The following is a 19,800-nucleotide window of genomic DNA, read 5'->3' as shown; positions in this document are numbered from 1 at the left end:
ATAAATCAAGATTTTCTAATTATCAACATCTGGTTCCCACCCCTGCGAAACTGGTAGTTCACCTTCACCAGTTCCAGTTCCGCCACCATTGACATCCTCTGCCAGGCTGGCTTCAAGAATTCTGATGTCTTATTCGCATGCTTCACCAGGGGATAGACCCGCACCTCCTCCCCCGACACGCGCAACATCTCATCTAGGACCTGTAGATGAAAGTCCAGGTCCAGACGATGGTCGTAGATAAAAAGCAGATGGGAGGAGAGAACTATATCAAATTCAGAATCAGCAAAGGGTAGCCTGGTTAGATCTCCCTTCTGGTAACGGTTCGGATTCTGGGAGTAGTCCTGGTAAAATTCCTGGCAGCTACGACTGCGATGTTCCTTCAGGTGGTTCAGATCCCGGAAGTAGCTCCATTCAAACTCCCTCTTTATGGGTTCCAGGGATTTTACCAGGGCCTCCAGGTGCTTCTGACATAATGATTTAAGAACCAGGGGGTCCTGGTCATAGAGAAGGTCCACCGCCTGCACCCGACCACCACCGTTGGCCAGGTAGGCGGTGAAGGAGCTGGCACCAGCGGCGCAGTCCAGGAAACTCCGGGTCTTCAGTTCCTCCCTGGTTAGTTTGAACATCTTCAGGTACTCATCCCAGCTGCGCCCGGTGAATATGGGACCCACAATTTTAGTTGTCATCAATTTTCTCTTGTATTTTTAAATTTATATGGTACCTGACCACATGAATTTATAGAGGGATGCCGATACCATGGAACCTGAAAATCAAATGGCTGATTTTTCACTGATATGTCCGGAATGTGGAGTGGGCAATCCACCCCAGACCAGTAACTGTCTGGTCTGTGACCGGGACCTGGAGAAGACCGTGGCCTTCCTGGAGGATGACTCCTTTGATTTGGAGGTGACTGTGGAGAGCCTAATTGAGTATCGAAAAAACTTCTGGGGCACCAATCGCACTGGTAAGGTGAACCAGTACCAGATTGCCAGGATGGAAAACCTGGAGTTCGGTAGTGAAATTTCCCGATTCAAATTTGACTACAATGGACAAAGAAAGGTCATAGCCTTTAGGAAAGAGAACCTGGAGAAACTGAAGGCCCTATTGAGTGAGGGTCAGGATGCAGGCTCTAGCTAATTTTCAAGTTATTTAGATAATTTTAAGATACCTAACCACAAAGTATATATGTCAGTGTGTACTTAAAGCACAACATACCTAGTTTGGTTTCAACACTTGAAAACTACTATTTCTCGTTGAAACCAGAAAATATATGCTTCCAGAGATAAATTAATAGGCCATTTTTCCCTCCTATACACCCCCCCATCTCTGGAAGCACTCTTATTACTAAAAAGCTTTTTATTACTAGGAAAATTGTTATCCAGCTTACTCTTCATCCCCTTTTCCCTTAGTTCTTATTTTCCACTCCAGGATCATAGCCCAGGCCTCTTCCACCTGGGGACTGTCCAGGCCAGCCGCCAACTCAATGAATCGTTCCATGCACTCAATGGCTTCCGGGTAGCGTTCCAGAAAACCCAGGGCGGATCCTTTACCTGCCCAGGCCTGGGGATTATCGGAATTCACTTTCAGGGCATGATCAAAGGAATCCACGGCTTCCTGGTATTTTTTCAGGGCAAGGAGGGCCGTGCCCCTATTATTCCAGGCTTCATCATTGTTTTCATCCAACTTCACTGCCTGATCCAGGGAGTTGAGGGCCTCTTCCAGGCGATTCTGTGATGCCAGGGCCACTCCCAGGTTGGACCAGGCCTGGGCATTGGAGGGGTCCATGTCTAGTGCCAGTTGGAATGATTCCTGGGACTCTTCCAGTAAACCCAGATGGGATAGGGCCACACCCCGATTATCCCACATAAAGGAGTTTTCAGGGTCCATCTCCAGGGCCCGGTCATAGGCCAGAACTGCGTCAGAATATAATCCATCCTTCATAAGCTGGTTTCCCCTGCGAAACCAGTACAAGGGTTCCTCGTTATCTTCACTGTGGTTGGGATTGATGTTAATACCTCTTCTATTTTAATTTAATCTAATCTCCCTCACCTATTGTTATATTATTGTAATCCTTAGATAATAGAATTATAGAAAATAGTTTACACTAGTTTAGGGATTTTTAATATGGATCTTCTGTCTATTCTATTACTGGCGGTGGGCCTGGCCATGGATGCCTTCAGCGTCTCCATCACCCGGGGCCTGAGCGTACGCTGCGATATTAAACATGCCCTGACCATTGCCCTATTTTTTGGAGGATTTCAGGCCCTTATGCCCGTCCTGGGCTGGGCTTCCGGCCGGGAACTGGCCAGTTTCATGAGCCAGTGGGCTCCCTGGGTGGCCTTCATTCTCCTAGGCTTAGTTGGGGTCAAGATGATCTACGAGAGTTTCCGCCACCCGGAGGAGGATGCCTGTGAAATATTATCCCTCCGTGAGCTTCTATTTTTGTCAGTGGCCACCAGTATCGACGCCTTCGCCGTGGGAGTCACCTTCGCCTTTTTAAACATCTCCCTCTTACAACCCATCATCATCATCGGATTGGTAACTTTCATCCTCTCCCTGGTGGGGGTTTACATCGGGAAACAGGTAGGCCACCTCTTCGAGAGCAAGATTGAGATCGTGGGCGGTATAATACTTATCGCCATCGGCTTCAAGATCCTCCTGGAAAACCTGCTTTGATTGGTTTAATTTCTCTAATCCTTTTAAAACATCTTCCATATGGAGATAATTGTCCTGGTAATCACCCTCCCCCCTGCTTAAAGGAGTAGATTATTATCTAGGACTAAACCATCATTTGTCAATATTTTTTAAGTATTAAACTGAAAATAGGACAACTGTTAAACAAATTTATATATGAGAGGAACTAAAATTCAACATTATATAAGTATGTATTCAAAATCTGCCCATTGTTAAACATACAACTAGGAAGGACCATATTGGGCCGATGTTTGTGGAGAATACAGATTAAACCCTTTTTTAAGGGTGGATGGGATGTGGTAGTATAGAAAATACTGTAATATCTACTATTTACTCCTTGGAGCCGGTGATGGCATGTATAACTCGTTTTTCACCAAAAAAACTTGTTTTATTACGTGAAGAGAATGCTCCGGAGAAAAAGTTAGAAGCTGAGCGCATGCTCACCGAAACGGTAGGTCGGGTCATGGATATCGAGACCCAGCTAACCAGCATCTACGAGGTGGTGAAGATCGCCCAGGACACCGCCGAGGTCATTGAGGCAGAAAATGCCCAGGGAAGGAGGGTGGTGGTGAATATCAGCGGTGGCCGCAAACCCCAGGCATTGGGGGCCCTGTTTGGCTGTTACGCCCGTCATAAAATGGTGGAGAGGATCGTGTACGTCACCGAGGAAGATGGTGAAGTGGTGGATCTGCCCATACTCAACTTCGGCATCTCCAAGACTAAACTCATGGTCTTGGAGGAACTTAAAAAAGGAGACACCTCGGTGAAGAACCTGGCTCTTAAAATTGGTATCAGCCGGGGCATGACTTACAATCACATCCGGGAGCTGCGGGAGATGGGATTCATCGACCCCCACCAGCTGGAAATAACCTCCGCCGGGGAACTGGCCATTATCTAAAGCCACACTACTACCAGCCCTATGTTCATTACCTTTTTTCTTATAATTTAATCTAAAGTTATTCTTCTGATGATAAAAAGGATTATAACTCTGGGATTAAACCGTGGGGGTTTTACATGAAGGATGGTCAATTTTTGGGTAAGATTCTGGGTAGAATCCATGGCCGGGGATACAAGGCCTACCAGGACCTGAGGGGTAGCTACCAGTTTAAACATTTCATCCTTCACGTGGAACATGTGCAACGGGATCCCTACGCCACTCCCTCCCTCTTGCGGGTGGAGGTGGAAGACCACCACTTCCCATCTCACTTTTTTAACTCCACCATCCGGAGGGTGGCCCTGGAGGACTACCTGGCTAGATCCTTCCAGAAGGCCATTCACGCCCACCCGGCCACTATCCTGGGAAGCGGCCGTAGTGGTGATTTCAGAATCGATGCTGGGGGCCAGGAGATCCTGGAGCGGAGCTGTGTTAACCTTGGTCCTGAGAATGTGGAGATGCGCTTTTCCCTGGGACTGCCAGCCAGAGGCCGGAGAATTATGGGGAAAGAAGCAAAACATCTCCTGGTGGATATCCTGCCTTTGATGGTGGATGAATCCTGTTTTTACACCGGAGACCCGGAGGTGGAGGCCCACCTGAACCTCACCGAAGATGCTCACGCCCTCCGGGAACAGCTCTCTGAAAGGGGTCTGGTGGCTTTTCTGGCCGAGGGGTCCACACTCCCCCGGCGCAGTGGTGTTTGTTCCCAGCCCCTGAAAACTGCGGTACCCCTCAAATCACCATCATCCCTGCGGGTATCCCTATCCACTCCCAACCGGGGAATGGTTACGGGTATGGGCATCCCTGAAGGGGTGACCCTCATCGTGGGGGGAGGGTACCATGGAAAATCCACCCTGCTGCAGGCGTTGGAGGCCGGGATCTACAACCACGTGCCAGGTGATGGCCGGGAACTGGTGGTCACCCGGGAATCAGCGGTGAAAATCCGTGCTGAGGATGGTCGCAGCATCCAGAAAACAGATATAAGCTCATTCATCCATGAACCACCCTTCATGGAGAGCACCCGTGAGTTCTCCACCCAGAATGCCTCGGGCTCCACCAGCCAGGCCGCCAACATCGTGGAAGCCCTGGAAGCCGGTTCCCATCTTCTACTCTTCGATGAGGATACTTCAGCGACCAACTTCATGATCAGGGATGAAAGGATGCAGGTCCTGGTCAAATCCCACCAGGAACCCATCACCCCCTTCATAGACCGGGTCCTGGAGTTGTATGAAGAGGAGGGAGTGTCCACGGTCATGGTCATGGGTGGCTCCGGGGACTACTTCGAGGTGGCCCACACTGTGGTTATGATGGACCGTTATCAGCCCCAAAACCGCACCAGGGAAGCCCGGATGGTGGCCCAGCAGATCCCCACTGGCCGGTCCCGGGAGGTGCCCCATCCCTTCAGCTACCACCACCGCACACCACTCAGGGAGAGTATAAATCCCTACCGGGGCCGAAAGATAAAGATCTCCAGCCGGGGGAAGGATACCATACTCCTGGGCAGTGACACCATCGATCTTTCCCAGGTAAAACAGCTGGTGGACCCCAGTCAGACCCGGGCCCTGGCCTATGCCCTGTACCATGCCCAGCATTACATGGACAATCAGCACACCATCCTGGAGATACTGCACCTCGTGGAAACGGATATGGAAAAAAGTGGCCTGGATGTTCTAAGCCCACCAGGACGCAGTAAGCCCCCGGGCCTGGCCAGATTCAGACCCTACGAATTTGCGGCGGCTTTGAACCGGCTGCGCAGTTTGAGCATACAATAAGTGAATGAATATTTAAAGATAACTTACTTTTAAACACTGTCCAGATCGGGCAGGTAAGGTTTAATATCCAGCACCGGAGATCCGTCCAGGGCTTCCAGTCCCCGCACCGTCAGGACCGGTCCCTCACGTTTAACCAGATCCACCAGGGTCAGGCCAATGGGATTGGGACGGGGTGGTCCCCGGGTGGAGAAAATACCCCTCTTCTTCTTGCGTCCAGGGGGAACCACCTTCAGTAGGGGTTCCTCCGCCCGGTCAAACCAGTACAGGATGAAGAGCTGATGATAACGTTCCACCCCCTCCAATCCCTCCTCAAATTCGGGCATTATTATAATCTGGGATAACTCCTCCGAGTTACGGCCCTGATGTGGAGCTTCACCCTTTTTTTTATAGGGTGATTTCACAGTTCCAATGACAGTAAGTTCCATTTTCCGTTGATAACTATCCATTTCCTCTTCCCCTCCAACTATCACTTGGTATTTAGTGACTAATAAAAACTTATGCAAGAAATTCAAAGATAACACTTGGAAATCATATTCATGACTTTTTAGAAAATTACTAAAATTCTTGTAAAATATTTGGTAAAATAGGTGATTTAAATGGCTATAGCCCTAAGATGGTACCCTCCCGCCTGGGTGCAGATCAAAACCCGGAATCAGACAATCTACCTGGATCCCTCCTACCTAAAAAAATACTACCAGGACCATCCCACCGCCATAGAGTTCTCCACTTGGCCGGATGAGGTGGATGGACTTCCCGATGACCTGGAAAAGGCAGATATCATCCTGATAACCCATCATCACCAGGACCATGTGAAGAAGGTAACCGTGGACCGGATCAGTAGCCCCGACACCCTAGTCCTGGCTCCGGAGAAGGTTAAAGAAATACTGGGAGACCAGATAAGGGTGGTGGCCCCTGGTGATGAGCTAGAACTGGGTGATGTGAAGATCACCGTATTGCCGGCCTACAACACACCCGAAGGCAGCTCCACCCGGAAGTTTCACAAACCCGGAGAAGGGGTGGGTTACCTCCTGGAAATAGACGGCCACCGGATCTACCACGCCGGAGACACCGACCTCATCCCAGAAATGAGTGAACTGGGCCCTGTTGACGTGGCCTTCCTACCCATTGGTGGAACCTACACCATGAACGTCAAGGAAGCCGCCCAGGCCACCTTAACGATACAACCCTCCTTGGTGGTCCCTATCCACCACTTACAAGCCGATCCTCAGGACCTGGCAGTGGAACTCCGGGGCGAAGGTATAAAGGTAAGAATCCTGAGGATAGGGGAACTGATAATGGTGGGGGAGTAGATAGGATGCGGGATCAGCTGTAGAAATAAACAATATGCCTGACAACCTATATGGTTGTATAGCTTGAAAATACTTATTATCCTTATTATAGTACTAGTCCCGGTCATTCATTTAACTGGAGGGTCTCATCATCTCTGATCTCCAGGAGGGCCCCTACTGCCAGTTTTCTCTTCCTATTATCCCTACTTTTAACGGCCTTCAGAAGTCCGGGAACCGAGAACTCGTCCAGTTCCACCAGGGAGTCCCGGGCGTACTGACGCAGCAGGTCATCCTCATTTTCCAAGAGATCGATCAGGGGATCCACTGCCCTTCTATCATTGAGGCGGCCCAGAGAACGAGTTGCCCTACGGGAGAGAGCCACATCCTCACTGGTCAGCGCTCTTATCAAAGAGGGAACAGCACGGGAATCCTTCAGACCACCTAACTTCCGGGCGGCCTCCCGTTTCTCCAGTAGGTCCCCCTCCTCCAGGAGGACCATGAACTTTTCCACTTCATCTTCCTTATGAGGGTTGAAGGCCTCCTCCACCCGTGCGGCGAATTGGAAGTCCAACTCGGTGAGACCATCCCGGTCATGGGTGAAGATGGTGATCTCCACCTGCCCCCAGGACAAATCGATTTCAGGATGGTGTTGCAAGTCCTCGGCCACCTCTCCCACCTTTCGGGTGAATTCCAGGGCCATGGCGAAGTTAACAAACTGGTACAATCCCACCAGATGATGGTTTTCTACGATCTTCCAGTTCTCAAGCTGGGAATCCCTTATATCTATTTCTTCTTGGTTTAAGAGTTCTGGTAACATCAGATTTCCCCCATTATCGGTATATAAGATTAATTTAGACCTTACCAACATTTTAAATGAGACGCTTAGCAAACTCTTCTGCATTTTTAAGGTCTTCGGCATTGGGTCTACCTTTATTTATTCCTCCAAATAGTTTAAGAAAACTATTGGTGTTAAAACCTGCACAAATAAATTCATCAATAATCAGGTAGCCTTTAGATTTTAATTTTTCCCTAAGCAAAGAATGACACTTTATTGCATAATCATCGAGTGTTTTTTGGCCACCAATCGCTATTGGTGCTCCACAAGTCGAAAAAATAAATGCCTTTTTGTCTGTGACCTCTGGCAATTTATCAACGATTTCAAGGAGTGATTCGTGGTGTTTTGAACTATAGATCCCTGATCCAAAACCTATAAGATCATATTTCTGGATTTCTTCAGGATTGATCTCTTTCGGCCATTTTATTTGTGCATCAAGAACTTTTGCAAAGACTTTAGCTATTTTTTCTGTATTATGGTGATGGTATGAATATAGAACTAGGAGAGAGTTCCCGTGACTTTTGACCTTATTTTTATCCATTATTTCTTTCTCCTATCCTAACTACCTCATATTATATTCTCATTAATCTAACAATTATTTTTTTTACATCCGATCAATAATGGTTGTCTTGCTTGATCCTGGTACCAATAATTCCGCCTATTATCCCAATTATAGGTGGGATGATCCCACCACCAAGTAAGAGCATTATTATTGAAAGCAAAATCAGGATTAAACCTCCATTTTTCTTCCTTATATATAGAGCAGCCCATAAGGTGACCACTACCCCCATGATGATGGATAGAATTCCGGTGATGATGAAGTTGGGGACTATGGTCATGGCCGGCTCTCCTGCAGTGGCTTGCATGGCCGGATAAGCCTCTATCATTATCCCCTCTGGAGCTACACTACCCTGGAGAATTTCTCCAATTCCATGAAACACTCCACCGCCTAATCCAGCAAACACACCCAGAATTGAGGCTGTCACTCTCGTTTTATCCATATTTATCCCTCCATAACCGCTAAAATTTCAACTGACTTTGTTTATCCCTTATTTTTACGGCTTCTAAGAGGAGCCGGGTGTGGTTGTTCATTTTCTCTAAACCACCCTTCATGTAGGAGCCAAAGTCTTGTTCATAATATAAAATGGAGTAATCAAAAAGCAGGAAAATAACAAATGACCAGTATTCATAAGCCATGATTCGGGGATTCACGGGTTTAATCATCTTCTTTTCAACCATGAGTTGGAATATACTTTCCCACCCAGCCAGGGGTTCTTCTATTAAATCCTTTTTGAATACATCCCGTATTTTCTCATTGTGGTAGCTTTCCATCAAAACCAGCCGCCATATCTTCCCAAACTGGGGGGTGTTGATGCGAGACAGGAATATCTGGGCACCCATTTCCAGATAAACTTCTGGTCCCTCCTGCATCAGAGCCGCTGCTTCCTCAGAAGGTAGGTTGGTCTTGGCCATTTCTAACTTGAAATAATCGATGATGGCATCTAAGATCGCTTCTTTATTTCTAAAATGATTGTAGATGGAACCTTCCCTTATCCCGGCCTTTTTTGCTATCTCTCTTACTGGCACATTGCTGAAGCCTTTTAGAGAGAATAAATCTACTGCAGCATCAAATATTTTCTCTTTCGTGGTTCTTTTAATCTCATTCTGAGAATTTAAGGCTGCATCGGTCATGGTTTCGTAACCACCAATAATTTAGAATTGAACAAACGTTTGTTCAATACATGCATTTACTATGGACTTCCCCTATAAAAAACTAACGTTTGTTCAGAAACTGGGTGTTGGTCCCTACCAAAAACTGTTCACTATAAAGAAATTAAATAAAAAAATTTTATAGTGCTCCTGATTAGCACTGATCATGATCATAATTTGAGGTTGAACTCCTGGAGTACCAGTAAGGTTGGGGGTAAGTTTTGGGGTAAAATTTTAGATAGGTTCCCGGTTTGGGGTTATCATGATGGAGGGAAGAGAAAACTATATGTTTAAGGTTCTGTTAATTAATAATTGAAATTAACTTTATCCCTTTTCCACTTGAAAAGCAAGGGGTGGGTATTATAGCCAAGTCCAGGGAAGCAATAGAGAAACAGTTTGACAAGTTAAGACAGAACCTCCTAGACCTAACCATGCGTAATCAGCTTCTGAATTTCCGGCCCCGAACCAGGGTCATACCCATGGAAGATGAGATTCCAGAGGAACTGTACGATTTACTGGTTTTAAATGAGAAAAAACTCCAGTTCCGTCCACGTGAGTATGAGTCCCTGGATCGGAGTGTGATGGATCCCTCATTGGAGAGTGCTGATGAAGAATCGGGACCAGGAAGTCCCGATGGAGATGAACCATCCACTCCGAATCCAGAGGGAGAACTATCCCCCGCTGATGAGGAGGATTTATCCGCCGTGGATGAGGACGGATTATATCCAGAGGATGGGGAAGAGTTACCTTCCCATGAGAATCAATCCCTCCGGGATACGGAAGAGTCTCTGGAGGGACCCCATGGTAGTGAAGATGATATCCCTGACACCGGAGATAGTTACTTTACTCGTGAACCCTCACTGGATGATGTTGACCCGGAAGACTCCCCGGATCGGATCGTACTCAAGGAGGTCTACGATGCCCGGGGACAGAAATTAGCCCTGGATGTAATGGACCTGGAGGAGGACCTCCACCTAACCAAGGAGGAATCCGACCTGTTATGGGAGCTTCCACCCTCCGAGGGCCAGGTGGACAAGCGTATACGGGACTTGTTCATGCAGACCGACCTACCTGCCCGGGAGTTGCAGAAACGGCTCTTTCGAATCCACCAACACGCCCGGACCGTGTTCGAAGAACAGGGATACAATGTACTCTACCTGGCCCTGGGTTTTCTAGAATGGACGGAGACCAGTGGCGACCTACACCGGGCCCCCCTGATCCTGATACCAGTCCAGCTGGAACGGCGAGGAGTGGGAGGGGCTTACAAGCTATCCTGGAACGGGGAGGACATCATCCCCAACATCTCCCTCCAGGCCAAACTACAGGAACAGTACATCACCATCCCGGACCTGAAGATGCCCCACCACAGTGAGGGAATAAGACAGTACTTGGAGGAGGTGGAGGCATCCATACCCCACGCCCCGGGCTGGCGGGTGCACCGGGAAGTGTACCTGGGCTTTTTCAGCTTCACCAAATTCGTCATGTTTCAGGACTTGGACCCGGACCACTGGCCATCGGAGCTGTCCTTTGACCAGAACCTCATCATCAAGGCCATGTTCAACCCGGAAAGCCAGGAAACCGACCCTGGCTTCATAGAGGAGGATGTGGATTACAAACTCAAATCCAGGGATGTTTACACCGTACTGGACGCGGACTCATCACAACTCGCGGTTATCGAGGATGTTAAACACGGTAAAAACCTGGTGGTGGAGGGGCCGCCCGGCACGGGTAAGTCCCAGACTATCGTCAACCTCATAGCCGAACTCATGGCCTCCGGGAAGACGGTGCTCTTTGTCAGTGAAAAGATGGCCGCATTGCAGGTGGTTAAAAGTCGTCTGGACAGTATAGGCCTGGGAGACTTCTGTCTGGAGCTGCACAGCCACAAGTCCAAGAAGAAGGAGGTCCTGAACGAGCTGCAGAGAACCCTGTACCAGCCACCTACCCCACCCCTCTCCATGGAGGACAAGTTCCATGAACTGGATGAGGTGCGCCGGGAGTTAAACCACTACCGGGAGATGATACACCGGCCCCTGCCAGAGATGGGCTTCTCCGTATTCCAGTTATATGGAATGAAGGAGGAAGCTTTACAGCACTTCCAGGACAAAGACCAGATACTGCCCCGGATGTTAATCACCGACCCGGCCAGTTTCACCCGTGAAAACTGGCACAGTGCGGTGTCCTCCCTGAAAGACCTTTCCCAGTTACTCCGATTCATAAAACCCCTGAAGGAATATCCCTGGAGATATGCCCAGCCCGGGGTTATCTTCCCCTCCGACCAGGAGGAGATCAAGAAACTCTTCACCGACGCCCTGACCAGTATGGGGGAGATGGAACTGGCCCTGGAGGAGCTGGCTATACACACCGGCGTAACCATTCCCTCCTCCCGGGAGGGAGTGGATGAAACCCTGGAGATAATCCGGGAAATATCCAATTTCCAGGCCCTTCCACTAAAGATACTGGACAACCCGGACTGGAATGAGGAGCAAGCCCGGGAAATAATAACCCTGCTGGAGAGGTTCCAGACCACCACCCGCAAGTTCCAGAAGAAGGCCCTGAAGATGGACCTCCGGAGGGAGTTACAGTCCCTGGAGGACTACCGGAAGAACCTGCTCCTGGTACCGGGATCAGTATTCACTGACTACCGTCAGGAAATATTAAACTCCCTGGAAGAGCTGATCCAGGCCCTGGATAATCTTAACCTAAATCTCAATCAACTGGTGGATCTAACCGGACTCCGACCACCCCAGAATAAGAAAGAGTTAGAAGACACACTGCAGGAGGCCAGGCTTATTGCCAGCGCCCCACCCGTGGAGAGGAATCTTCTGGAAAATCCAGACTGGAACAGTGCCAGTCCCGAAGCCAAGCGCATCATCCGGGAGCTGCGGGAGTACCGTAAGCAGCTTAAACTCATCCATCACTTCAAGGAGGATGTGCTGGAACTGGATCTGCAGGACCGGCTGGACAGCTTCAGCAATGTCTCAGCCAAGCGTTTGAAGTTTCTAAGCGGAGATTACAAGAAGGTTAAAAATAGTGTGCTTCAACTATACCGGGAGGAGGCTCCCACTGATGACCAGCAAATCCGCCGGGACCTGGAGGGCCTGATCCGACTTCAGGATCTGAAGATGTCCATCCAGCACTCCCAGGAAACCGCCCAGTCCCTCTTTGGCCAGGCCTGGCAGGGAGAGCACACCGACGCCCAGTTCATCTGTGACCTGGCCGATTGGCTGATAAGATTCCGCAAAATGCTTATGGCCGGGGAACTAACCGACGAGGCCCTTTTAAAATTCGAGAAGGGACCCAACCCCCGGATCAAGACCAACATCTCCCAGCTGCAGGAGGACCTGGACACCATCACCAACCTGGCCCAGCACCTGCAGGGATTCATACCCCTCCCCACCGAAGAATTCCAGTTCCAGAAATTAAAATTGGATGCAGCCTCCTTTAAAAGCCGGGTGGATAGCTACTTCCAGCTGCGACAGAAGATCGCGGGATTATACCAGGAAGAACCACCAGAGGATGAGGAGGAAGCCATCAAGGACTTGAGGGAGGTGCTGGCATCCGAGGATATCAGGAACACCCTAAAGGAATGGGAACCGAGGGCCACCCAACTTTTCGGCACTACCTGGCAGCAGGAGGACAGCAACCTGGAGGAGTTGCAGCAACTGTTACAGTTCATCACCCGAATAAATCAATTAATGGATCAGGAAAAAATATCCCAGCACACCCTGGAGATACTCAGCCAGGATAGGGATTTGGGAAAGATTGACCAGACCACCCAGAGGGTGTACTCCTCCTATCAGGAACTCCTGAAAATCTGGAAGGAAGTGAACCAGTACCTGAACCTGGATTGCTCGCGGGTGTTCCCGGAAGGATTCAACCGCACCCCATTTACTTCTATAAGGTCCCAGCTGACCCTTTTCCGGGAGGAGGTTCCCCGGCTTTTAACCTGGTCCCAGTTCTTATCCCAGACCCGGGAACTACCACCCCTGGCCCAGCCCCTACTGGAGCTCATCCAGGAGGATCTCCTGGACGGTGAGGATCTCCTGCCCTGTTTAATGGGTGATTATGCCGATAGCATGCTTCGCCAGGCCTTCCTGGAGGACCCGGCATTGCAGAACTTCGTGGGAGACCTGCACCAGAACAAGATACGTCAGTTCGTGGAACTGGACCAGGAACTATTGATGCTTAACCGGGAACGCATCGCCCACCGACTCAGTGAGACCCGTCCCAACGTTTACACCAACCTGACCCCAACCTCCGAGCTGGGCATCCTCCTATCGGAGCTCAACCGTAAAAGACGGCACATGCCCATCCGTAAATTGCTCCTGGCCGCGGGTGGATTGATACAAACCATCAAACCCTGCTTCATGATGAGCCCCCTCTCCATTGCCCAGTTCCTGGATCCCCATGGGGTGCCCAACCTCAGCTTCGACGTGGTTATCTTCGACGAGGCCAGCCAGGTCAAACCCGAAGACGCCCTGGGAGCCCTTCTGCGGGGCCGGCAGCTGGTGGTGATGGGCGATACCAAGCAACTGCCACCCACCACCTTCTTCGACATCATCATCCATCCCCTGGGTGAGGAAGACTACGAACTGGATTCCCTCATGGACATGGAGAGCATCCTCCACCTTTGTAAGCGAAGCTTCCCCATTAAGATGCTGCGCTGGCACTACCGCAGCCGGCACGAGTCTCTCATAGCTGTTTCAAATCAGGAATTCTACAACAATCACCTCTTCGTTTATCCCTCACCCTGCCACAGCTCAGACCAGCTGGGCCTGATGTACGTGCCCCTGGACCGGGAGATAGCCACCTACGACCGGGGACGTACCTCCACCAACCTGGAGGAAGCCAAGGCCGTAGTCCAGGCTGCCTTCGACCATTACCAGAACTACGGGGATGCCAAGAGTCTGGGTATCGGCACCTTCAACGTAAACCAGCAGCAGGCCATCCTGGAGGTCCTGGAACTGGAACTCAAACGCCACCCACGGGCCCAGAAATTCCACAAACACTTCTTCGGAGAGTGGGAGGAAAAATTCTTCGTTAAGAACCTGGAGACCATCCAGGGAGATGAGAGGGATGTTATCTTCATCAGCGTGGGCTATGGCTTTGATGAGGATGGAAAACTAACCCATAACTTCGGACCCCTGAACAAGGATGGAGGGGAACGGCGTTTGAATGTGCTGGTCACCCGGGCCAAACAAAAATGCGTGGTGTTTGCCAACTTCCACGCCGGGGACCTTAAAAACGTCACCGAAGGATCGGCATTCGGACTCCGGGCCCTGAAGACCTTCCTGGAATACGCCGAGCACCGCAGCCTGGAAAGTCTGGATTCTCATACCGTGGAAACCACCTCCCCCTTTGAAGACTCCATAAAATCCGCCCTGGAGGAGGAGGGCCTGGTGGTGCACCAGCAGGTGGGCTGCGCTGGCTACCGCCTGGATCTGGCGGTGGTGGACCCGGAAGACCCGGATCGTTACCTGTTGGGTATTGAATGTGACGGCGCTATGTACTACAGCGCCCCCGTGGCCCGGGACCGGGATCGTCTCCGTCAGCAGATCCTGGAGGGTCTGGGCTGGAACATCTACCGTATCTGGTCCACGGACTGGTACCGTAACCGGGATGAAAGCCTTAACCGACTATTTATGGCCATCCAGGAAGCCCGGGAGGGTAAGAAAAAACCAGAAGTGGAGTTGATAGAGGAAGAAACCCTGGTGGAGGAGGAGGCACCCCCGGTACCGGTGGAGGTTAACTTGGAGGATATGATACCCGCCTACCAGTTGTGTCGGGATCTGGAACTTACCAAGGACAAACCCCTTCACGAGAAACTGCCCCAGGAAGTGGCCCCGGCCATGCGCCGGGTGGTGGATACCGAGGGACCCATCCATGTCAGCGAACTCTACAAGAGGATACGCAGTCACTGGGGACTGAAGCGATCCGGCCGGCGGATCAAGGAGACCCTGGATGCCTCCCTCCAGCTGGCCCTGGATAAGGGACTTTTCACGAGTCAGGACGACTTCATGTTCTCCCGGACCGGCGAGATCAGGGTTCGACGCCGTGGTGAGAATATACCCGCCCGCATTGAACTTATAAGTGATGAGGAAATTAAAAGGGCGGTTCTTTTGGTCATCGAGACCCAGTACGCCACCTACCCCGAGGAACTGGTAACCCAGGTGGCCCGACTGTTTGGCTTCAAATCCACCCGGCAGGCCACCCGGGACCGGGTTAACCATATACTCCGGGAATACCTGGAGCGGGGTGAACTGGTGGCCATGCCCAACGGTATGATCAACTTCCCCCGAGTAGACTAACTTACATTCCCCATTTTTTTGAGGTAAGCACTGATGGTAGAAAATGTTCTAGAAAAACTAACCAATGATCCCCGCTTCCAGGGTAAGGTGGAACACGTGGAGGAACTGGAAGCCCAAAAGGCCCAGTACCGCCAGGTAGATGATCTGCCCCCTAATATTGAGGACTACCTTAAGCAGGAGAAGATCAAACTATACCGGCACCAGGCCGATGCGATGCGACATGTACGGGAGGGTAAAAACATACTCATAACCACCCCCACCGCCTCGGGTAAGACCCTGGCTTTTAACCTTCCGGTTCTGGAGAAACTGTCCCGGGATTCCCAGGCCACAGCCCTCTACATCTACCCGGCCAAGGCTCTGTCCAATGACCAGCTACGGGTGCTGAGGGGGTTGGAGAAGGCCTGCAATATGGACCTGGATCCGGCCATCTACGATGGGGACACCCCCCGGGATATTCGTCCGGAGATACGCCGACACTCCCGGATGGTCCTAACCAACCCCTACCAGCTGCACCTGATACTGGGTTGGCACCACCAGTGGGAGCGTTTCTACTCCCAGCTGAAGTTCATAGTAATCGACGAGGCCCACCAGTACCGTGGAGTCTTCGGATCTAATGTGGCCTTCCTCATCCGGAGGTTAAGGCGTATCTGCAACTATTACGGCAGCGACCCCCAGTTCATCCTATCCTCGGCCACCCTGGCCAACCCCGAGGAATTCAGCCTGAAACTGGTGGGCCAGCCCTTCCAACTCATCGACCAGGACAGCTCCCCCCGGGGTAGGAAGCACTTCCTGTTCTACAATCCCTACCTGTCCCCGGATAGTGTCTCCACCCATGTGGAAACCACCAACCTTTTTTTGTTTTTTATCAGGAGAGGTTTGCAGACCCTTTGCTTCACCCTCAGCCGGCGTATGGCTGAGCTCATAGCCCGTTGGAGTCTGCAGGAACTGCAGGATACCCACCCCGAACTGACTGGTCTGGTCACCGCCTACCGCGCCGGTTACCTGGCCCGGGAGCGTAGGGATATCGAATACGGCCTGAAAACCGGGGAGCTTCTGGGGGTGACCACCACCAATGCCCTGGAGCTGGGCATAGATATCGGCAGCCTGGATGTGGTGATCATCTCCGGCTACCCCGGCACCATGATCTCCACCTGGCAGCAGGCCGGCCGCTCCGGTAGGAAAAACAACGACTCCCTGGTGGTGTTGGTGGCCTTCGAGGGACCTCTGGACCAGTACTTCATGAAAAATCCCCAGGTATTCTTCGACCGGCCCCATGAGAATGCTATCATTGACCTGCAGAACGTGCACATCACCTTCAACCACCTCTTATGCGCCATGAGCGAACTGCCCCTCAGCCGGGATGAAATAAAGAACTACTTCCAGGCAGGCCCGGGCTTCATGGGCCACCTGATACGCAGCGATCAGGTACGGGAAAGCCGGGACCGGTTCACCTACAAGGGTAAGGGTAGCCCCGCCTTCCAGATGGGACTGCACCACATATCCCGGGACGAGTTCCGGGTCTACCATGACGAACGACTACTGGAAACCCTGGACCGGCCCCATGCCTACCTGGAGGCCCATCAGGGAGCGGTGCTCATTAACAAGGGAGAAACCTACCTGGTGGAGGATTTCAACCTCCAGAAACAGGAGGTCAGGGTACGCAAGCGGAATCTGAACTACCACACCCAAGTCCTGAAGGAAGTGGACGTGCGGGTGCTCCAGGAGCTCACCAGCAAGGAAATTGGCCAGTTCCAGGTACATTACGGGGAAGTGGAGGTCACTGAACACTACTACCGCTACAAACGTATCAGCCAGGGTAAGACCGTGGCCACCCACCCTCTTAACCTACCCCCCCTGCACTTCAGGACCAAGGGATTGTGGTTCACCCTCCCCGGGGATATAGAGGACCAGATAAACCACTACATCAGTGGCCAGGAGGTCTACGAAGGTGGCTTGCACGGCACCGAACACGCCCTTATTGCCATGTTCCCCCTGAAGGTGCTCTGTGACCGTTTTGACATTGGAGGACTGTCCACCCCCCACCATCCGGATACCAGGGCGGCCACCATCTTCATCTACGACGCCTTCCAGGGCGGGATTGGCCTGGCAGAGAAGGCAGTGGAGCTCATGGAGGAACTGGTGGAGGTTACCTACGACATGGTGCGCTCCTGCCAGTGCCGGGTGGGCTGTCCCTCCTGTATCTACTCCCCCAAATGTGGAAATGATAACCAGCCCCTGCACAAAAGAAGCACCCAGTACATACTCTCCCGGATGCTGAAGCTCATGGGCAAAAAGGAGGACACCGACCTCCCATTGGAAGAGGGGGAAGTGACCCGGGGACCGGGTAAATCACGGTTGGGAGTTGGTGCGGAGGTTTATAAAAAGGGCGACCCGAAAAGGGAGGTCTAGGATTTATGGATCGGGGTTATGTGGTCATGGCCGGGGTGATCCTTCTCTTCATGATCCTGGCCATCCGTTATTACCTTCTCTACCGGAAAGGGATGGGGAGATAGGTAGGTTGTTACAATTTTTCAACTAGGAATACTCATATAAGATGTTAAGAGGTACCAGCCCTCAGATTTTTTACCTTTATTTAAAAGTGAGGTGAACCACAGTTGCCAGATGATTCCTACTACACCACCGTTAAAAGGGTGCTACTTTTAGTACTGGTACTTAACCTGGCCGTGTCCCTGGCCAAACTACTCTATGGCTGGTACACTAATTCTCTGAGCATGGTCTCCGACGGTTTCCATTCCCTCTTCGATGCCACCTCCAATGTTATTGGGGTGGTGGGGATCATCCTGGCCTCACGACCACCGGACCCCAGTCACCCCTACGGCCACTCCAAGTTCGAAACCTTCTCTTCCCTGGGGATAGCAGTACTGCTCTTTGTAACCTGTTTTGAGATCTTACAATCCGCCTGGGGACGGTTTTTAAATCCAACAGTCCCGGACATTACCATCCTCAGCTTCCTGGTAATGGGGGTGACCATTGCCGTTAACATCACCGTGTCCTGGTATGAGAACCGTAAGGGTCAGGAGCTGGGTAGCAGCATTCTTATCTCTGACTCCATGCACACCCGGAGCGATATCTACTCCTCCCTGGTGGTGATAGGGGGCTTTGTACTCATCAAACTGGGCTTTAACCTGGCGGATCCCATCATCTCCCTGCTGATTGTGGTCCTGATTGCCAGGATGGGTGTCAAGATCATAAAGCAGAGCTCAGATGTGCTCCTGGACCGGGCTCCACTCAGTGAGGAACTGATCCGGGAGGTAGTGTGCCAGTTGGAGGAGGTGAAGGACTGCCACCGCATACGCTCCCGGGGAGTGGCTTCCCAGATCTATGTTGACCTGCACATCACCCTGGATGCCTGTTATTCGGTAAACCAAGCCCATAGGATAGCTCACCAGGCTGAGGATAAATTGAAAACCAACATCCCGGGGGTTAAGGACGTGGTGGTCCACGTGGACCCATGCGATGAGTGAAATAAAGTCTTTTTTTTAAATATCAGGATGTTCATATCTCCTAAGGGCTATTTATTAGGATTATTCCTTTTAGGGAAAATTTTTTCCACTAGAAATAGTACGCCTAAATGCCAGTATTGTTCATACCGGCAATATTGTTATGCCTAATCAACAAAATTATTAATACTCGTAGGTTTAACTAAGAAAGTGCAGGGGGGGCACCGTCGTGAATGAAATTAACCAATATGGTGATTGTTATGGAAGAAGTAAACAGACTGTACCATCAGGGTTACATCGAAAAGATAAACCCCTCCCCGCTAAAAAGTCAACTGTCCCTTAAAGAAGCTCGCATATGGCTGAAGGAGGCTCAACTTAATTGTAGTAGTGGTGGGTACCGTTCCTCACGTATTGCCTGTTACATGGCATTCTTCCATGCCGCCCGATCAGTATTACTGCGTGATGGTTACCAGGAAGATAAACCAGAATACCTGGCCCTTTACCTACAAAAATATTACCGGGAGGGACTTCTGGAAGAAGAATGGACAGATTTACTACAATGGATGTTAAACCTACACCACCAGGATCTGTACCACTTCCAGGCCTTCCCCTCCCCTGAAGAGGCTGATGAGGCTATCGAGCAGGGAACTGACTTCGTGGAAAGGATCAGCATCCTCCTGGACGAGACCAACTACGCCAAAAAGGCCTTCCTGAAACAGAACGCCGTGCAAAGGGCCTACCTGTAGGTCCTAATTTTTAATATTATTTATTTTAGTAGTTTAGTAATTTTTTAGATA

At 50.8% G+C, this 19,800-nt stretch carries 16 protein-coding genes; 9 read left to right on the top strand and 7 right to left on the bottom strand.

Features of this window, described 5'->3' with window-relative positions:
- Nucleotides 1–5: 5 nt before the first annotated feature.
- Complete coding sequence (locus FGU46_RS00265) at nucleotides 6–686, bottom strand: methyltransferase domain-containing protein (RefSeq protein WP_286475301.1); 681 nt, start codon at nucleotides 684–686, stop codon at nucleotides 6–8.
- A gap of 70 nt (nucleotides 687–756) precedes the next feature.
- Between FGU46_RS00265 and FGU46_RS00260 the strand changes: the two genes are divergently transcribed.
- The gene (locus tag FGU46_RS00260) at nucleotides 757–1,137 is read left to right on the top strand and encodes a hypothetical protein (RefSeq protein WP_286475299.1); all 381 of its coding nucleotides are present in this window, start codon (nucleotides 757–759) and stop codon (nucleotides 1,135–1,137) included.
- A gap of 246 nt (nucleotides 1,138–1,383) precedes the next feature.
- Here FGU46_RS00260 and FGU46_RS00255 read toward each other — a convergent pair whose 3' ends face one another.
- Nucleotides 1,384–1,971, bottom strand: coding sequence for a tetratricopeptide repeat protein (locus FGU46_RS00255; RefSeq protein ID WP_286475297.1), 588 nt, complete (start codon nucleotides 1,969–1,971; stop codon nucleotides 1,384–1,386).
- Between the two features lie 153 nt (nucleotides 1,972–2,124).
- Between FGU46_RS00255 and FGU46_RS00250 the strand changes: the two genes are divergently transcribed.
- The 3 genes from FGU46_RS00250 (at nucleotide 2,125) to FGU46_RS00240 (ending at nucleotide 5,400) form a co-directional block, all read left to right on the top strand.
- Complete coding sequence (locus FGU46_RS00250) at nucleotides 2,125–2,676, top strand: manganese efflux pump MntP (RefSeq protein ID WP_286475295.1); 552 nt, start codon at nucleotides 2,125–2,127, stop codon at nucleotides 2,674–2,676.
- Between the two features lie 307 nt (nucleotides 2,677–2,983).
- Nucleotides 2,984–3,592, top strand: a complete 609-nt coding sequence (gene csa3, locus FGU46_RS00245; RefSeq protein WP_286475293.1) for a CRISPR-associated CARF protein Csa3 — start codon at nucleotides 2,984–2,986, stop codon at nucleotides 3,590–3,592.
- A gap of 116 nt (nucleotides 3,593–3,708) precedes the next feature.
- Nucleotides 3,709–5,400: an ABC-ATPase domain-containing protein gene (locus FGU46_RS00240; protein WP_286475290.1), complete on the top strand. Its 1,692-nt coding sequence runs from the start codon at nucleotides 3,709–3,711 to the stop codon at nucleotides 5,398–5,400.
- 29 nt (nucleotides 5,401–5,429) lie between these two features.
- Here FGU46_RS00240 and tsaA read toward each other — a convergent pair whose 3' ends face one another.
- Nucleotides 5,430–5,846, bottom strand: coding sequence for a tRNA (N6-threonylcarbamoyladenosine(37)-N6)-methyltransferase TrmO (gene tsaA / locus FGU46_RS00235; RefSeq protein WP_286475288.1), 417 nt, complete (start codon nucleotides 5,844–5,846; stop codon nucleotides 5,430–5,432).
- A gap of 150 nt (nucleotides 5,847–5,996) precedes the next feature.
- On the opposite strand from tsaA, the gene FGU46_RS00230 reads away from it, so the two are divergent.
- A complete protein-coding gene (locus FGU46_RS00230) occupies nucleotides 5,997–6,710 on the top strand; it encodes an MBL fold metallo-hydrolase (protein WP_286475286.1) in 714 nt (237 codons plus the stop codon).
- 103 nt (nucleotides 6,711–6,813) lie between these two features.
- On the opposite strand, the gene FGU46_RS00225 is transcribed toward FGU46_RS00230, so the two are convergent.
- The 4 genes from FGU46_RS00225 to FGU46_RS00210 form a co-directional block, all read right to left on the bottom strand.
- Nucleotides 6,814–7,506 carry a 4a-hydroxytetrahydrobiopterin dehydratase gene (locus tag FGU46_RS00225; protein ID WP_286475285.1) on the bottom strand — a complete coding sequence of 231 codons (693 nt, stop codon included), beginning with the start codon at nucleotides 7,504–7,506 and terminating at the stop codon, nucleotides 6,814–6,816.
- A gap of 52 nt (nucleotides 7,507–7,558) precedes the next feature.
- Nucleotides 7,559–8,065 carry a flavodoxin family protein gene (locus tag FGU46_RS00220; RefSeq protein ID WP_286475282.1) on the bottom strand — a complete coding sequence of 169 codons (507 nt, stop codon included), beginning with the start codon at nucleotides 8,063–8,065 and terminating at the stop codon, nucleotides 7,559–7,561.
- Between the two features lie 73 nt (nucleotides 8,066–8,138).
- Nucleotides 8,139–8,525, bottom strand: coding sequence for a hypothetical protein (locus FGU46_RS00215; RefSeq protein WP_286475280.1), 387 nt, complete (start codon nucleotides 8,523–8,525; stop codon nucleotides 8,139–8,141).
- A 19-nt stretch (nucleotides 8,526–8,544) separates the two neighbouring features.
- A complete protein-coding gene (locus FGU46_RS00210; RefSeq protein ID WP_286475278.1) occupies nucleotides 8,545–9,216 on the bottom strand; it encodes a TetR/AcrR family transcriptional regulator in 672 nt (223 codons plus the stop codon).
- 371 nt (nucleotides 9,217–9,587) lie between these two features.
- Here FGU46_RS00210 and FGU46_RS00205 point away from each other — a divergent pair, with 371 nt between their 5' ends.
- The 4 genes from FGU46_RS00205 to FGU46_RS00190 all read left to right on the top strand — a co-directional run bounded on the left by FGU46_RS00205 (nucleotide 9,588) and on the right by FGU46_RS00190 (nucleotide 19,749).
- On the top strand, nucleotides 9,588–15,542 hold the full coding sequence (locus FGU46_RS00205; protein ID WP_286475276.1) for a DUF3320 domain-containing protein: 5,955 nt from the start codon (nucleotides 9,588–9,590) through the stop codon (nucleotides 15,540–15,542).
- Nucleotides 15,543–15,575: 33 nt separating this feature from the next.
- The gene (locus tag FGU46_RS00200; RefSeq protein WP_286475274.1) at nucleotides 15,576–17,951 is read left to right on the top strand and encodes a DEAD/DEAH box helicase; all 2,376 of its coding nucleotides are present in this window, start codon (nucleotides 15,576–15,578) and stop codon (nucleotides 17,949–17,951) included.
- A 206-nt stretch (nucleotides 17,952–18,157) separates the two neighbouring features.
- Nucleotides 18,158–19,027, top strand: coding sequence for a cation diffusion facilitator family transporter (locus FGU46_RS00195; protein WP_286475272.1), 870 nt, complete (start codon nucleotides 18,158–18,160; stop codon nucleotides 19,025–19,027).
- Nucleotides 19,028–19,263: 236 nt separating this feature from the next.
- A complete protein-coding gene (locus FGU46_RS00190; RefSeq protein WP_286475270.1) occupies nucleotides 19,264–19,749 on the top strand; it encodes a HEPN domain-containing protein in 486 nt (161 codons plus the stop codon).
- The last annotated feature ends 51 nt before the right edge of the window (nucleotides 19,750–19,800 follow it).

Origin of the sequence: Methanobacterium sp. CWC-01 (assembly GCF_030323845.1) — an archaeon.
Taxonomy (GTDB): Archaea; Methanobacteriota; Methanobacteria; order Methanobacteriales; family Methanobacteriaceae; genus Methanobacterium; species Methanobacterium aridiramus.
The sequence above is the reverse complement of the archived record's forward strand: the minus strand, read 5'-3'. Positions and strand labels throughout refer to the sequence as shown.

Coding starts and splice junctions, on each gene's coding strand:
- FGU46_RS00265 (WP_286475301.1), bottom strand. CDS start 686: ATGACAACTAAAATTGTGGGTCCCATATTCACCGGGCGCAGCTGGGAT.
- FGU46_RS00260 (WP_286475299.1), top strand. CDS start 757: ATGGAACCTGAAAATCAAATGGCTGATTTTTCACTGATATGTCCGGAA.
- FGU46_RS00250 (WP_286475295.1), top strand. CDS start 2,125: ATGGATCTTCTGTCTATTCTATTACTGGCGGTGGGCCTGGCCATGGAT.
- csa3 (WP_286475293.1), top strand. CDS start 2,984: ATGGGATGTGGTAGTATAGAAAATACTGTAATATCTACTATTTACTCC.
- FGU46_RS00240 (WP_286475290.1), top strand. CDS start 3,709: ATGAAGGATGGTCAATTTTTGGGTAAGATTCTGGGTAGAATCCATGGC.
- tsaA (WP_286475288.1), bottom strand. CDS start 5,846: ATGGATAGTTATCAACGGAAAATGGAACTTACTGTCATTGGAACTGTG.
- FGU46_RS00230 (WP_286475286.1), top strand. CDS start 5,997: ATGGCTATAGCCCTAAGATGGTACCCTCCCGCCTGGGTGCAGATCAAA.
- FGU46_RS00225 (WP_286475285.1), bottom strand. CDS start 7,506: ATGTTACCAGAACTCTTAAACCAAGAAGAAATAGATATAAGGGATTCC.
- FGU46_RS00220 (WP_286475282.1), bottom strand. CDS start 8,065: ATGGATAAAAATAAGGTCAAAAGTCACGGGAACTCTCTCCTAGTTCTA.
- FGU46_RS00215 (WP_286475280.1), bottom strand. CDS start 8,525: ATGGATAAAACGAGAGTGACAGCCTCAATTCTGGGTGTGTTTGCTGGA.
- FGU46_RS00210 (WP_286475278.1), bottom strand. CDS start 9,216: ATGACCGATGCAGCCTTAAATTCTCAGAATGAGATTAAAAGAACCACG.
- FGU46_RS00200 (WP_286475274.1), top strand. CDS start 15,576: ATGGTAGAAAATGTTCTAGAAAAACTAACCAATGATCCCCGCTTCCAG.
- FGU46_RS00190 (WP_286475270.1), top strand. CDS start 19,264: ATGGAAGAAGTAAACAGACTGTACCATCAGGGTTACATCGAAAAGATA.